This is a genomic window from Streptomyces acidicola (assembly GCF_009377235.1).
GTDB classification, from domain to species: domain Bacteria; phylum Actinomycetota; class Actinomycetes; order Streptomycetales; family Streptomycetaceae; genus Streptomyces; species Streptomyces acidicola.
Genome location: NZ_VMNX01000023.1, coordinates 47,053 through 61,076 on the forward strand (window position 1 = coordinate 47,053; position 14,024 = coordinate 61,076).

At 70.0% G+C, this 14,024-nt stretch carries 12 protein-coding genes and 1 tRNA gene; 2 read left to right on the forward strand and 11 right to left on the reverse strand.

Annotated features, from left to right (window positions below; all coding sequences use genetic code 11):
- Nucleotides 1-390: 390 nt before the first annotated feature.
- From dgoD to FPZ41_RS09790, 10 genes are all read right to left on the reverse strand, one after another.
- Entirely contained in the window at nucleotides 391-1,542 is a 1,152-nt protein-coding gene (dgoD, locus tag FPZ41_RS09745) for a galactonate dehydratase (protein ID WP_152861064.1), read from the reverse strand.
- Entirely contained in the window at nucleotides 1,539-2,171 is a 633-nt protein-coding gene (locus tag FPZ41_RS09750) for a bifunctional 4-hydroxy-2-oxoglutarate aldolase/2-dehydro-3-deoxy-phosphogluconate aldolase (RefSeq protein WP_152861066.1), read from the reverse strand. Before FPZ41_RS09750 ends, dgoD begins: the two co-directional genes overlap by 4 nt.
- Nucleotides 2,168-2,911, reverse strand: coding sequence for an IclR family transcriptional regulator (locus tag FPZ41_RS09755; protein WP_322620025.1), 744 nt, complete (start codon nucleotides 2,909-2,911; stop codon nucleotides 2,168-2,170). Before FPZ41_RS09755 ends, FPZ41_RS09750 begins: the two co-directional genes overlap by 4 nt.
- Nucleotides 2,908-3,852 carry a sugar kinase gene (locus FPZ41_RS09760; RefSeq protein WP_322620026.1) on the reverse strand — a complete coding sequence of 315 codons (945 nt, stop codon included), beginning with the start codon at nucleotides 3,850-3,852 and terminating at the stop codon, nucleotides 2,908-2,910. Before FPZ41_RS09760 ends, FPZ41_RS09755 begins: the two co-directional genes overlap by 4 nt.
- A 5-nt stretch (nucleotides 3,853-3,857) precedes the next feature.
- Nucleotides 3,858-5,240: an MFS transporter gene (locus FPZ41_RS09765; protein WP_152861068.1), complete on the reverse strand. Its 1,383-nt coding sequence runs from the start codon at nucleotides 5,238-5,240 to the stop codon at nucleotides 3,858-3,860.
- A gap of 279 nt (nucleotides 5,241-5,519) precedes the next feature.
- Nucleotides 5,520-6,464 (reverse strand): formylglycine-generating enzyme family protein, encoded by a 945-nt coding sequence (locus FPZ41_RS09775; protein WP_152861073.1) that lies wholly within the window; start codon nucleotides 6,462-6,464, stop codon nucleotides 5,520-5,522.
- Nucleotides 6,461-6,601, reverse strand: a complete 141-nt coding sequence (locus FPZ41_RS46975; RefSeq protein WP_194236042.1) for a hypothetical protein — start codon at nucleotides 6,599-6,601, stop codon at nucleotides 6,461-6,463. The genes FPZ41_RS09775 and FPZ41_RS46975 overlap by 4 nt, the downstream gene beginning before the upstream one ends.
- A 37-nt stretch (nucleotides 6,602-6,638) precedes the next feature.
- Nucleotides 6,639-9,257: an alpha-L-rhamnosidase-related protein gene (locus FPZ41_RS49830; protein ID WP_152861075.1), complete on the reverse strand. Its 2,619-nt coding sequence runs from the start codon at nucleotides 9,255-9,257 to the stop codon at nucleotides 6,639-6,641.
- Nucleotides 9,254-10,654: a sulfatase family protein gene (locus FPZ41_RS09785; protein ID WP_152861077.1), complete on the reverse strand. Its 1,401-nt coding sequence runs from the start codon at nucleotides 10,652-10,654 to the stop codon at nucleotides 9,254-9,256. Before FPZ41_RS09785 ends, FPZ41_RS49830 begins: the two co-directional genes overlap by 4 nt.
- 72 nt (nucleotides 10,655-10,726) lie before the next feature.
- The gene (locus tag FPZ41_RS09790; protein WP_152861079.1) at nucleotides 10,727-12,025 is read right to left on the reverse strand and encodes an MFS transporter; all 1,299 of its coding nucleotides are present in this window, start codon (nucleotides 12,023-12,025) and stop codon (nucleotides 10,727-10,729) included.
- Nucleotides 12,026-12,250: 225 nt separating this feature from the next.
- Between FPZ41_RS09790 and FPZ41_RS09795 the strand changes: the two genes are divergently transcribed.
- A complete protein-coding gene (locus FPZ41_RS09795) occupies nucleotides 12,251-13,258 on the forward strand; it encodes a LacI family DNA-binding transcriptional regulator (RefSeq protein WP_322620027.1) in 1,008 nt (335 codons plus the stop codon).
- Between the two features lie 227 nt (nucleotides 13,259-13,485).
- Here FPZ41_RS09795 and FPZ41_RS09800 read toward each other — a convergent pair.
- Nucleotides 13,486-13,559, reverse strand: a tRNA-Pro gene (locus FPZ41_RS09800).
- A gap of 99 nt (nucleotides 13,560-13,658) precedes the next feature.
- Between FPZ41_RS09800 and FPZ41_RS09805 the strand changes: the two genes are divergently transcribed.
- Nucleotides 13,659-14,024: DUF309 domain-containing protein (locus FPZ41_RS09805; RefSeq protein ID WP_152861081.1), on the forward strand; the 366-nt coding region annotated here is incomplete at its 3' end.

The window sequence follows — 14,024 nt, forward strand, 5'->3', positions numbered from 1 at the left end:
ACGTGGCGTCGGACCCGTACACGTTCCGCAAGGGGTTCGTCGAGTGCGGCTCGGTGCAGCGGCAGGCCGGTCGGCAGCCGGTGGATCTGTTCGGGCCGTACCGGGACGGGCTCGGCGAATCCGCAGTGGATGTGCGGGTTGGTGGAGGCGCTGCCCATCTACGTGCCACCCGGCAGCCGGCTCAGCCCGGTGCTCACCGTCGTGCCGACCGACCGCGGCGGCCGTGCGGGGTGTACGACGACCGGCTCACCGGGCCGGAAATCCCCCTCGACCGCCCAGCCGATCCCGTCGATGAGCCCGGATCCCTGTCTCGCTGATGTGCGAGGTGGACAGGTCATCGACCCTCAGATCGCACGCCCCGTGTGCGATCCACGCTTTCATGTCCTGCCCCTACCACTCGGTCAGTGATCCGTCGGTGTTGCGCCACAGGGGATTGCGCCAGCGCTGGCCCACCTCGGCGGCCTTGCGTACGGCGGTCTCGTCGATCTCAATGCCGAGCCCCGGCGCGGTCGGCCGGCTGATGTGGCTGTCGGCGAAGTCGAAGACGCTTTTGTCGACCAGATAGTCGAGGAGATCCGAGCCTCCCCCGGTGTTGTAGTGGATGCCCAGGCTGGTCTCCTGGATCAGCGCGTTGGGGCTGGCGAAGTCGATCTGGAGGCTGGCGGCGAAGGCAATCGGGCCGAGTGGGCAGTGCGGGGCGAGGGCCACACCGTACGCTTCCGCCATCGCGGCGATCCGGCGGACCTCGGAGATGCCGCCGGCGTGGGACAGGTCCGGCTGCGCGACCGCGATCCCCGAGCCGAGCAGATCGCGGAAGTCCCACCGCGAGTAGAGCCGCTCCCCGGTGGCGATCGGCACGGTCGTGGAGGAGCAGATCCGCCCGAAGTCCGCGGTCAGTTCGGGCACGATCGGCTCTTCGACGAACAGCGGGTGCAGCGGTTCGAGCAGGCGCAGCGCCTCGCGGGCGACGGCGGGGGAAACGCGCCCGTGGAAGTCGATGGCGATGTCGGCGGTGTCGCCGATGGCCTCGCGTACGGCGGCGACGCGCCCCACCAGCAGGTCGAGTTCGGCCTTGGACTCCAGTGCGCGGGCCCTGCCGGTCCCGTTCATCTTGACCGCGTCGAAGCCCTGCTGCATGCGTTCCAGCGCGTGCTCGGCGACGCCGTCCGGCTCGTCACCGGCGATCCACGAGTAGGTGCGTACCCGGTCGCGTACCGCACCGCCGAGCAGTTCGTACACGGGGACGCCGAGGGCCTTGCCCTTGATGTCCCACAGGGCCTGGTCGATGCCGGCCACCGCGCTGGAGAGGATGGGACCGCCCCTGTAGAAGCCGCCCTTCGTCATGACCTGCCAGTGGTCCTCGATACGGAACGGGTCCTGGCCGATGAGGTAGTCGGAGAGTTCCTCGACGGCCGCGGCGACCGTCGCCGTACGTCCCTCGACGACCGGCTCGCCCCACCCGGTGACGCCCTCGTCGGTGCGTACGGCCAGGAACAGCCAGCGGGGTGCCACGGAGAAGGTCTCCAGAGCCACGATCTTCATCGTTCCACCTTTCCTGTGATCGCCTCGATGAGCTCGGGCAGGCGTGCGAACTGGTCAGGGTCGGCCAGGGCCGACCCGAGTGACACGGCTGCGGCCCCGGCGTCGAGGAATTCCACGGCATTGGCGAGATTCACGCCGCCGGTCGCGACGAAACGCGCCTCCGGGAACGGCCCGTGCATCGAAGTGATCCAGCTCGGACCGAGGTCGGCCGCGGGGAACGCCTTGAGCCAGGTGAGCCCGAGAGCCTCGGCCTGCTGGATCTCCGACGCGGTCGCGACACCCGGCAGGTGCGGCAGGCCCGCCGCGAGCGACGCCTCGGCGACGTCGCGGGAGAATCCGGGAGCCACGGTGAAACGCGCGCCCGCCTCCACCGCCCGCTCGACCCGCTCGACGGTGGTCACCGTGCCGGCGCCCACCACGGCTCCGCGCTCCTCGCCGGCCTCGACCGCCGCACGCAGCGCGGCCTCCGCGGTCTTGCTCTGTATGGGCACTTCGACGAGCCGGATACCCACGTCCCATGCCCGTCGGCTCACCTCCATCGTGCGTGCGACGTCGAAGCCTCGCAGGATCGCCATGAGCGGCAGCGTGTCGAATGCGTCCTGGAACAGTTGTCCGGATGCGGTGTTCATTGGGTCCACCCGAGTGTGCGAGAGATGGCCTGTGCGGTGTGCCTGATGGCCGGCAGATGCGTGTGCAGGACGGTGAGGTCGGTCTGTGCCTTCAGCGCCGTCACCGAGATGGCCGTGCGTACGGTTCCGGTGCCGTCCCGGACGGGAACGGCCACGCAGTTGACGAACGGCTCGTACTCCCCGTCGTCCTCGGCCCAGCCGCGCGCCCGCACCTCGCGCAGCCGGGCGGCGAACGCTTCGGCCGTGGTCACTGTGGTGTCGGTGAACCGCTCGTAGACGTAGCCGTCCAGCAGTCGATCGCGTTCACCGTCGGGCATGAAGGCCAGGATGGCCTTGCCGACACCGGAACTGTGCAGCACGACCGGCTTTCCGATCTCCGAGTACAGCCGTACGGTTCCCTGCGGTTCGATCTTGTCGACGTAGATCACCCGGTCGTTCTCGACGGTGGCGATGTGCACCGTGAGCCGGAGCTTGTGACCGAGCTCGGCGAGGAACGGGTGTGCGCTCGCGCGCAGATCGAACTGTTCCAGGGCGGCCACCGCCAGTCCGGCGAGGCGGTAGCCGACGGCGAAGGTGCCGTCTTCCCGTTTACGGGCGAGACCTCCCTGGCAGAGGTCCTGGAGCAGGCGCAGTGCGGTGGTCCGGTGCACGCCGAACCGTTCGGCGATCGCGGCCGGGTGCTGCGGACCTTTGCTGAGCATCTCCAGGATCTGGATGGCTCGCTCGACGGCCTGGCTCACCGGGCCGTTCCGTCCAGGTCGAGTGCCGGGCGGCGCAGGGACGTGGCGTCGGCGTGGTCCTCGACCGAGCCGAGCGCGAACGCGGCGACGCGGTGCCCCAGGCGCAGTCTCTCGGCCGGGGCGTCGTCGCGCAGCCAGGCCGACAGGTAGCCCGCCGCGAAGGCGTCTCCCGCTCCGACCGGCTCGACCACCTCGACCGCTTCGGCGGGGACGAACGTGCCCGGGCCCGCGCCGGGCTCGAACAGGACCGCGCCGACCTCGGCGTTCTTCACCACCACGCTCACCGACGGCCCGATCAGGTCGCGTACGTCCTCGGCGGTGGTGGTGCCCCAGACCTCCGCCGCCTCGTCGAGCCCGACGAACACGATGTCGGCCTGCCGGGCCAGGGCGAGCAGCGGCGCGGACGCGTCCTGCGTGCTCCACAGCGCCGGGCGGTAGTTGACGTCGAACGAGCGGAGGACCCCGGCCTCGCGGGCACGGCCGAACAGGGCCGTGGCCGTCTCCGCACAGCTCGCCGACAGCGCGGCGGTGATTCCCGACAGGTGCACCAGACGTGCCGAGGCGATCGGGAGGGTGTCCAGGTACGCGGGGGTGATCCGGGACGCCGCGGATCCGGTCCGGTAGTAGTGCACCCGGGTGCCGTCCTCGCGCGAGGGGTCCTTGAAGTACACGGCCGTGGGGGCGGACGGGTCCCGCTCGACGTGGCGCACGTCCACCCCGGGCCGGGCGACCGCGGTGAGCACCCTGTCACCGAGCGGACCGCTGCCCACGCGGCTCGCCCAGGCCACCCGGTGTCCCAGATCGGCGAGGTACTGCGCCACGTTCGACTCGGCACCCGCGACCGAGAGGGTCGCGTCGCGGGCGGTGGCGAGCGGCTGCGCCTGCCGGGGCGTCACCAGGACCATGGCCTCGCCGAGGCACAGGACTTCGTGATCCGACACTTCTTCTACACCTCTGCGTATTCGACGTCGATCGGAGTGCTGCCGTCACTGGCCCCGGAGTTGATCGCCTTGCGGCGCAGCGCGCGGGGCGCGGTTTCCGGTAGCAGCAGCACCGAAATGGCGGTGATCACACCCGAGAGTGCCATGTAGCCGGCGAGCAGCCACGGGCTGCCCCCACCAGCGTGGACCAGAAGGGTGGCGATGAACGGAGCGGTGCCGGAGAACAGCACGGCCGTGGTCTCGCGGGCGAGCACCAGACCGCTGAACCGCACCTCGGTCGGCAGCAGTTCGGAGAAGAAGGAGCCTGCGGGACCGAAGATCATCGAGTTGAGTATCACGGCGAACGCGAGGCTGACCGCCATGGAGATCATCGGCAGCGACTTCGCCCCGACGAGGAGCCAGAACGGCACGGCGAACAGAGCTATCGCGATCCCGCCGCCCATCATCAGGGGCCGCCGCCCGACCCGGTCGGAGAGCCAGCCGCCGAGCGGAATGCTGAAGACGGAGACGGCCGCGGCGATGGTGATCGCGATGACCGCCACATTCGCCGGCATCCCCAACTGCTGTGTGGTGTAGGCCGGGAGATAACCCTGGATGGAGTACGAAGCGACGGCCGTGGCACTGCCCGCGCCGATCATCAGCAGAATGGTCCTGCCATGGCCGCGGACGGCCGCGGTCAGCGGCGCCTTCTCCTTCTTGCCCTCCGCGACGGCTTCCTTGAACGTCTCGCTCTCGTCGGCCATGTGGCGCAGCACGAAGCCGGCGATCACCACGACGACCGAGGCGAGGTAGGGAAGGCGCCAGCCCCAGCTGAGGAACTTCTCCTCGTCCATCGACGACACGATCGCCATCGCGCCGGACGCGCACACCACACCCAGGAACTCGCCGCCGCCGGGCAGCGCCGCGTAGAAACCGCGCTGGGTGGGCTTGGCGCTCTCGGTGGTCCACACATACGCGCCACCGAGCTCCGCGCCGACGCCGAGCCCCTGGAGGATGCGGCAGAACACCAGCAGGACAGGTGCCCAGATGCCGATCTGCTCATACGTAGGCAGCAGCCCGATGGCGAGCGTGCCCACCCCCATCAGCACCAGCGTGATCTGGAGGACCGGCTTTCGGCCCCACCGGTCGCCCAGGTGGGCCAGGATCAGCCCACCGATCGGTCTGGCCGCGAACCCCACCGCGAACGTGGCGAACGACGCCAGCGTCGCCACGTACTCCGACTCACCGGAAAAGAAAATCTTGTTGAAGACCAGCGCCGCGGACGTGCTGAAGAGGAAGAAGTCGTACCACTCCAGTACGGATCCCACTACGGCTGCCAGGGCATTGCGCTTGCGGGAGGCCGCCTGGGGATCGGCGTCAGGCGCAGTGGTTGGTCGGAGGTCTGCCATGCGTGCTCCTTTGCACGGGACGGGGCATGGCCGCTCGTACGGCGCTATGGCGCCGCAAGGGCCTGTGCCGCCCAAGAAGTTTCGGCCACATTAACCTCACCCAAAGCGCTCTACGCACACCCTGTGCGCATGTTGCACAGGCGCGAGATCGCCGAGCGCACCCGCCCATCCATCGCACTCGTCGACCACCGGTTCGCCGAGGACATGTACGCCCTGCGGGACTCCGTCCTGCCGTCGCTGACTCTCCTGGTTTCCACGGAATGCCTTCGGCTCGGGCGATCACGTGTCTCGGGCAAGCCTCAACCCGATGTGCGTCGTGGCGGAGTCCTCGCTCTGGGCCGACCGGGCGGCGGGGCGGTAACGCAGGCAGTACTCGGGTGAGCAGAGGTGGGATCCACCCTTGAGTACGCGGTTGACGGACTGCCCCGCCGACCCGTGGCACCGGCTCTCTGCGATGGTGTCCCGCTGCGGGGCGCAGCAGTGTCCGTCCGAGGTGCCGCGGCGTTGACGGCCGGCGGGCTCAGTCGGCGGACGGTGCCTGTCGACCTGGTGACGGTTGCTCCACGGCGTCGATGTCCATTCCCACGTGTTGCCGGTCATCTCGTGGAGGCCGTAGCCGTTGGGCGGGAAAGAGCCGACAGGGGCTGTGTACACCCATCCTCGTGCGCCTCTGTTCAGGTACGGGAACCGGCCCTGCCAAGTGTTCGCGCGACTGCCGTCGTTCGGTTCCTCGCCCCAGACGTAGGTCGCTCCGCCCATGCCGCCGCGCGCGGCGAACTCCCACTCGACCTCCGTCGGCAGCCGGGAGTCCGACCACTCGGCGAATGCGAGGGCGTCGGCGTACGCGATCTGCACGACAGGGTGATCTTCGCGTCCTTCGAGGTCGCCGGCCGCGCCGCGCGGGTGCCGCCATGAGGCGCCGGGGACCCAGCGCCACCACTGGCGCCAGTCGCGCAGGTCGACCGGCCTCTGCGTGGGCGTGAAGACCAGCGAGCCCGGTTCGACGTCCCCGGCGCCGGGGAACGCCGCCGGGTCGATCGGGCGCTCCGCGACGGTGACGTACCCGGTCGCCTCGACGAAGGCCGCGAACTCCCTGTTCGTGACGGCATGTCGCGCGATCTCGAACGGACCGGTCCAAGCATCGTGCTCAGGTCCCTCTTCCGGATAGAACTGATCGGCCCCCATCCGGAAGTGGCCTCCTCGGAGTCGGACGAACTCGCTCATCCCATCGCCCCGAAGAGCAGGTGGGCGGCGCCCCCGACGCCGAGTACAGGGGCCGGGCCGTAGGCGAGCGGCAGGCTGCCCCGCCCGCTGGTGTCCGACTGCGGATTCGGAGTGACGGGCGTATCGAGCGAGCTCATACGGCCGTTCCCGTCATGACGAGGGCGACGCCGGTGGTCATTCCCACGACGAGGACTCCGCCGGCGTGGGTGTCGTCCATCCGCCGCCCCCGTTCCGACCGGGCCGCTGCCTGGGGTCGGCTACCGCGGCGTCCTCCAGTTCCAGCAGGTGGCTGCCGGCCGGAAGGAGGCGTCGTTCACCATGCAGTGGGACGAAGGCCACGGGTACCGGGCTCGTGACCTCCACCAGGCCGTCTTCGACCGTGAGCGCGAGAACACCGTGCGGGGTGGGCGTGCGACCCGTGATCCGTCCCAGACCGTACGGGCGGGGCGCGACTCTGGCGACGGTGAATCCCGGAGCGTCCGGGGTGACGCCGAGGACGTACCGCGTGAGGTCTTTCGTCGGTGTGGCGCTCCACCCGTGACAGGGTGTGCCCCATCCCCACGCCTCACCGAAGGTGTCGAAGCCGTCGTGGAGGAACACCGTCCAGTCCCGTACCGACGCGAGCAACGCGTCGGTGCGTTCGGCGAGCGCGTAGGCGTCGTGCACGACGTAGCTGAAGAACGGCTCGGCCCGCACGATCCGGGTGTGCGTGTCCCAGTCGATCTCCCATGGGCCCGCCGAGACCCGGTTCCACTTGGCCGTGTCGAGCCCGCCGCCCACGGCGCCGAGCCAGGATCGGACCACGAGCCGCTCGGGGTCACTGATCCGGTCGATGATCCCGTTCCAGCGCGCCTTCGGTGCGATGCCGGAGACGATCGCGGCGGCGTTCGTGGCCTGGGACGCGGGAGACAGCGGCCGGCCGTCGGCGACGCAGTCGACGTAGAGTCCACGCCCCGCGTCCCAGAAGTCGGCGAATCCGCCTGCGGCGTTCGCGTAGAGGTCGTTCGCCCAACGTGCCGAGTCGGTGTCGCCGACGTGGGTGCAGACCTCGGCGTACTCGCGCAGCGCCCGGCACCACAGCGCGGTGATCGCGGCACAGCGTCCTTCCGTTATGACGCTGGACCAGTCGATGAGATTCCAGTGGGGCACGTCGTCGAGTGTGCCTCGGTCATCGACGTAGTCCGTGAACCATTCGAGCACGCCCCGCGCGGTCGCCAGGCCGCGTCGCACCTCGGGCACGAGACCCGCGTACCGGAACAGCGTGTGCAGTCCGTGGATCCAGTGCAGGGACCACGACGGAATGGTGCTGCCGCCCGCCTGCTCGAGGTCCCCGGCGACGCTCATCGGCAGGAGACCGTCGGGCCGGGGCGAGCGTGCCAGGTCGACGTAGGCGCGGGCGGCACGCCAGTCGTGGTTGGCGACGAGGTGTACGGCCTGGTGTACGACGCCGTCGCCGACCCACGCTCGCTGTTCCCGGCTCGGGCAGTCGGTGAAGGCATCGCTGGAGTTGGCGTGAACGGTACGTACGCCCGCCTGCCAGAGCGCGTCGAGTTCGGGGTCGTCCGACGAGAAGGACGCGTCGCCGGCGATGGGCTGGAGGCGTTCGGCCAGGTGTGTCCCGGCGATCGAGACCGGGCCCGGCCGAACGGGCCGTACCCGGATCGTCGCCGAGCGCATCCCACCGGTGTCGGGTGACCGGTACGTGTCCGCCGATCCCCGGGCGATGTAGCGGAAGCCGGAGCGTGGCGTGAGTGCGTCGGTGGTGTGCGCGAAGCGTTCGTGGAACGCGACGTCCACGACCGTGCCTTCGGGTACGTCGAGTGTGTAGGCGAACGCGCCGACGACCACGCGGCCGAAGTCGACGGCCACCACGAGGTCCTCGCCGGCGTCCACGTGGATGGCCACCGTTCCGTCGGCGTCGGGGGAGACCGACTTCCGCCACCGTTCGCCGTCAGTGGCCGTCTGCGCCGATGCGGCCGAGACAGCGGGGTGCGTGGTGTCGTCCGGTTCGCCGGTCACGGCGCGTGGAACCGTGAACGCCGAGACGGTGACCGGGCGGACCGTCTCGCCGCCGAGCGGCGGGATGCTCCTGGGCAACGGCCGGAAGTACGGCGCCACCGGTGGCACCCACCGGCCCGCCGCGCCACGATGGGCCGCCGCGAGGGGCGCTGCGGGCGGCCACTCCGCGTCGGGGAAATCCGTCCTCGTCCAGTCCGCCGGGAGCCTGCGCGCATCGCAGCACGTCGCCGGGACACCTTCGACGCCCTGCGGGGAGAAGGGCACCCACGCGTCGCACCGGACGGCCCGCCAGGCCGGTCCGGAGTCGACCGGGACACCGCCGATGGTTCCGGCGACGAGAAGCGCGGGCGCCGCGCCGAGACGCCCGCTCGCGACGGGACGCTGCCAGATGGCGTTCGACTCGCCGAAATACGTGACGAGCACGGCGAGCGTGTTGCGTCCCTCCGTCAACTGCTCGGCGACGTCCCATTCGTCGTAGTGGATGCGGTGCGGCTGGGACCGCTGCGGCCCTCGGGCCATCTCCGTGCCGTTGACGAAGAGGATGTACCGCGAGTCGCCGGTGATCCGGACGACCGCATCCGGCGGTGTCCCGGTGAGGTCGAACGTCCGGCGGAACAGCACCCGGCCGAACCGTCCGTCCGCCTCCCCCGCGGCCGGCCCGATCCAGCCGCCGGGCCACTCCCCTCTCTCCGGCGGTTGCGCACGTGTCCCGTCCGGGACGCGGCCCTTCGCGGGGATCGACCAGACGGTGCCGTCGCGGTGCCGTGCGCTCACGGGACCGGGACCATCATCGACTGCCACGCCCCGTCGGGGCCCTTGCTGCTGCCCACCGGGGTGTTCACCTCGGAGTAGTGCTCCAGCCCGTCGCGTCGCAGGTACTCCTCGGCCGGGAGGAACTCGTCGCCGAGTTCGGCCAGCCGGCGGTCGAGTTCGCCGTCCAGTTCCTCCACCAGCGTGGCGTATGCCGGATCCGCGCAGAGGTTGTTCAGCTGCAGCGGGTCGTCGACGTTGTCATAGAGCAGCCACGGGCCCTGGAGGGAGCGGATGTAGGTGTGCCGGGTCGTGCGCAGCCCGCGGTACTCGCCGATCCCGTAGGTCCGTGCCCACAGGATGGGCACCGGCATCCCGATGAACGCCGATCCCGGCGGGGTCGCGCCGAGGACGTCCGTGCCCCGTACCGTCCCGGGAACGGGGATGCCGCAGAGGCCGAGCAGCGTCGGCATCAGGTCGGGGGTGTTGACGGGAACGGGGTTCCTGCTGCCCGTCGCTCCGAAACGCGCGGGGTAGCGCAGCAGAAGAGGCACACGCACCGACTCGTCCCACGGGCAGACCTTGACGTCGTGCCGGATGCCCTGCGATCCCATCATGTCGCCGTGGTCCGAGGTGAAGACGACGATCGTGTCCTCGGCGGACCCGCTGCGCTCAACCGCCTCCAGCAGACGCTCGACACATTGGTCCAGTGCGGCGATGTGCGCGTAGTAACCGCGCAGGGCCTCGGTCGAGGCATCGGCGAGCTCGTCCGGGACATTGCCCCGCAGCTCGATCGGCGCGTCCTCGTAGAGGCTGCGAAAGCGCTCGGGCGCGGTGTGCAGGGGGAAGTGCGGTGGCCCGTAGGAGACCACGAGCATGTACGGCCGCTCGTCATCGCTGTCGGCGATGAACGCGCAGGCGTCCGTCGTCTGGTCCTCCGCGTCGTACCCCTCCCAGAACTTCCGCTCCGTACTCGCGCCCTCGAAGTAGAACGAATCGTTGTAGTCGTGCGTGCACTCCGCGGCCTTCCAGTGCTCGAAGCCGAACTGCTTCTCGACCGGTACCGGATCGGTGCGCCGCCCGTAGCGACCGTCGGGGCTGCCGTAGAGGTGCCACTTGCCTATGTAGCCGGTGCGGTATCCCGCGTCGCGGTACGCCTCGCCGAGCGTCGTCCCGTGCGGCCGCAGTTCCACGTCGTTCATGTAGACGCCGTGCTCCAGCGGGTACTGGCCGGTGAGCAGGCTCGCGCGCGCCGGGCAGCACACGGGGGCGCCCGAGATCGCGTTCTCGAAGTCGACCGACTCCGCCGCGAGTTCGTCGATGCGCGGCGTCCTCGCATTGGGGTCGCCCGCGTATCCCACGGACTGGGCGCGCCACTGGTCGGTGAGGACGAACAGCACGTTCGGCTTCCGCTCGCTCATGCGGATCCTTTCTGTGGGTGGTGGCCCCGCGGTCGCAGGGCCACGATCGTGCTTCTGCGCGGGTGGTCGCCGTCAGCGCGCGGACGAGGCTGCGGCGGTCTCCCCGGCGACGGCGGCCGCCTCGGGGGCGTATTCGTCCGCCGTACGGAGCCGGGGCATCCAGAACAGCAGCACGACGGTCGAGACGACGGCGCACACGAAGATCCCGGTGAACACCGCTCGGGGGCTCGAAGCCAGCAGGGACGGCACCACGAACGCGAGGATCGCCGCGACGACGCGGGCGAACGCCATGGTGACTCCCTGGGCCGTGCCTCGCAGCAAGGTGGGGATGAGTTCCTGCGACCACACCTTGTAAAGGGGTTCACCGGCGAGACTGCTGGCGAGACCGAAGAGGAAGACGAGGACCAGGATCGAGGCCCGGGACGGCCCGAGGAACGTCAACGGAGCCCAGCTCACAAGGATGAGCACGGTACCGATCACGGTCAGCGGCCGACGCCACCGTGTGTCGACAAGGGCCATGAACAGCGCACTCGCCAGGAGCGACAACACCAGGGCGATGAGGGCCAGACGCGAGATCGTCTCGACGTCGCCGCCCGCGAGCGTCGTCCATATGTAGGTCTTGTACTGGCCGTTGATGCTCGCCCCGACATTCCAGGCCGCGTAGAAGATGCCGGTCGCGAGTACCGCGAAGACCACGGGGCGACGGAAGATCTGGCTGATGTTCCGGAACTGCACGGCGGGTGCCCCGGTCCTGCCGTCGCGGTCGGCGGCGCGCCTCGCGTCGAGCCACTCCTGGGATTCGGGGAGGCTGATGCGCAGCAGAAGGACAAGGACCGCGATTCCCACCAGGCCCCAGAAGATGACGCGGGCGCCGGTAATGCCGAGGTGTCCGACGAAACTCACCACCAACTGCACGGTGGCGATCCCCAGCGCCCACAGCAACGCCGAGAGGCTCACCATCCGGCCCTTGCGCCTGGGCGGGGCGGCCTCGTTGGCGAGTGCCAGTGCGACGGGCAGGTCGGCGCCGATACCGAGACCGGTCAGGACCGCGCCGGGGATCAGCATCCACGGCGCCACCGCGGTTGCCAGCAGGACGGCGCCCACGGCGAACACGATCAAAGCAAGGGTCAGCACACGGCGTCGGCCGAACCGGTCGCCGAGCCGCCCCCCGAAGAGCGCGCCGAGGGCGAAGGCGAACTGCTGGCACGCGAGCACCGTGCCGATCATCCCCGGGGTGAGCCCGAGCGGGTCGGCGTAGAGCACGCTGATCCCGATCCCGGACCCGACGAGGGCGGCGGAATCGAGGTAGGACGCCATGCCGGCGAGAATGGCCGTGCGCCACGGGCGCTGCGCCGGGACAGAGTGCACCATACGAACTCCTCGTTGAGTCGCAACCTTAGTGGGGCGATCATTTTGCGCCACTTGTAGATCGATCTACACATGGCGGGAAACGACCGCTGTAGATCGGTCTACGATGCTCGGGGCGGATCGGCCCCATGTCAATACCCGACCAACGAAGAGAAGGGATGCCCGCCGCCCTCTCGATAGGGTGGCAGCACGGTCCAGAAGCCGCGGTGCCGGCGAAGGGGAGGTGCTGTGAGGCCAGGTAAGGCCGTCACGATGATGGACGTCGCACGCGAGGCCGGGGTGTCACGCGCGGCGGTTTCCAAGGTCATCCGCGACGCCTACGGCGTGAGTCCCGACATGCGCAAGCGGGTCGAATCGGCCATCGAACGCCTCGGATACCGGCCGAGTGTCGCGGCACGGGCGATCCGCGGGTCGAGCTTCACGATCGGGTTCGAACTCCACGAGATCGAGAACCCGGCGCTCAGCCGCATCCTGCGCGGAGCCGCCGAGGGGATCGAGGGAACCGGATACCGGCTGGTCATCGCTCCCGGCGACCCCGAGGGCCAGCATGCGATCGACGCGCTCGTCGACCTGCGGGTCGACGGCCTCGTCGCGATCGCCCCGCGCGCCACACCCGCTTGGCTGGAGAACCTGGCGTCGCGGATTCCCCTGGTGCTGGTGTCGCGCCACGACCCGTCGGTCAACTACGACACCGTCGCGGGCGGCGACGACGAAGGGGCACGCCTCGTGATGCGGCACCTCTTCGACCTGGGACACCGCAGCATCGCGCACCTCACACGGAGCGAGGAAGCCACGGCGCAGGAGGGAGGGGCGCTCGCGGTGAGACTGGGCGCCTACCTCGACGAGATGGCCCGAAACGGCCGGGAGTCCCGCATCCAGGTGCTGCGGACGCTCTCGACGAGCGACGCCTACCACGCCACGGTCGGGCTGCTGGACTCGGCCGACCCGCCGACCGCGCTCTTCGCCTCGCACGACGACCTCGCGTTCGAGGTACTTCGCGCGGTCAGGGAGCGCGGCCTGGACGCGAGCGACCTGTCCGTCGTGGGCTACGACAACGTGCGCTTCGCAAGCCATCCCGGGCTCTCGCTCACGACGGTGGACCAGTCCGGCGACGACCTCGGCCGACGTGCCGTACGCCTGCTTCTGGAGCGGATCAACGGCCGCACCGCGGCGAAACACGAGGAGACCGAGCTGCGGCTGGTGGTACGCGGGTCGACCGCTCCCCCACGGCGCTGACACGTTCATGGGCGAGGCTCACCCGCTGCCGAACACGGGCATCGAGCGTTCGGACCCGACCAGGTCTTCGACAGACCCGCAGTGATCTTGCCCAGGTCCAAGAGCGGAATCTTCGCCGGCCTCCGAGTAAAGGTGCCGATGAGCGGCAGACTCAACCTCGAAGATCGGAAACGACCCATACGAAAAGGGCCCTCACAGGCTCTCGCCTGCGAAGACCCTTCGCACCGTCGGGACGACAGGATTTGAACCTGCGACCCCTTGACCCCCAGTCAAGTGCGCTACCAAGCTGCGCCACGTCCCGATGCGCTTCCGCGGGTGCCCCGCGTGATCACGCGATGAGAACTTTACCGCACGCCGGGAGCCGCCTCGACGGGGGACGTGGGCGGGGGAGAATCGACTCATGAGCGGGACGCGACGCACAAATGAGACAGAGCGGACGAGTGGCGCATCGGAGGGCCGGGCCGCCGAGAGGCGGGACCGGGACGCGCAGGGGCGGGCGCGGAACGCTCGGCCGCGGGACGGGCTGGGGCGGCCCCTGCCGTACGGCGCGGACGGTGTGGAGCGGCAGCCGGAGGGCGTCGTACGCGGCCCCCAGGACACCGTCGCCGAGGCTCAGGCGCTGCTCGACGCGGGCAAGCCGTTCCATGCGCACGAGGTCTTCGAGGACGCCTGGAAGTCGCGACCCGACGACGAACGGGGCCTGTGGCGCGGGCTCGCCCAGCTCTCGGTGGGCCTCACGCACGCCGCTCGGGGAAACGTCACGGGC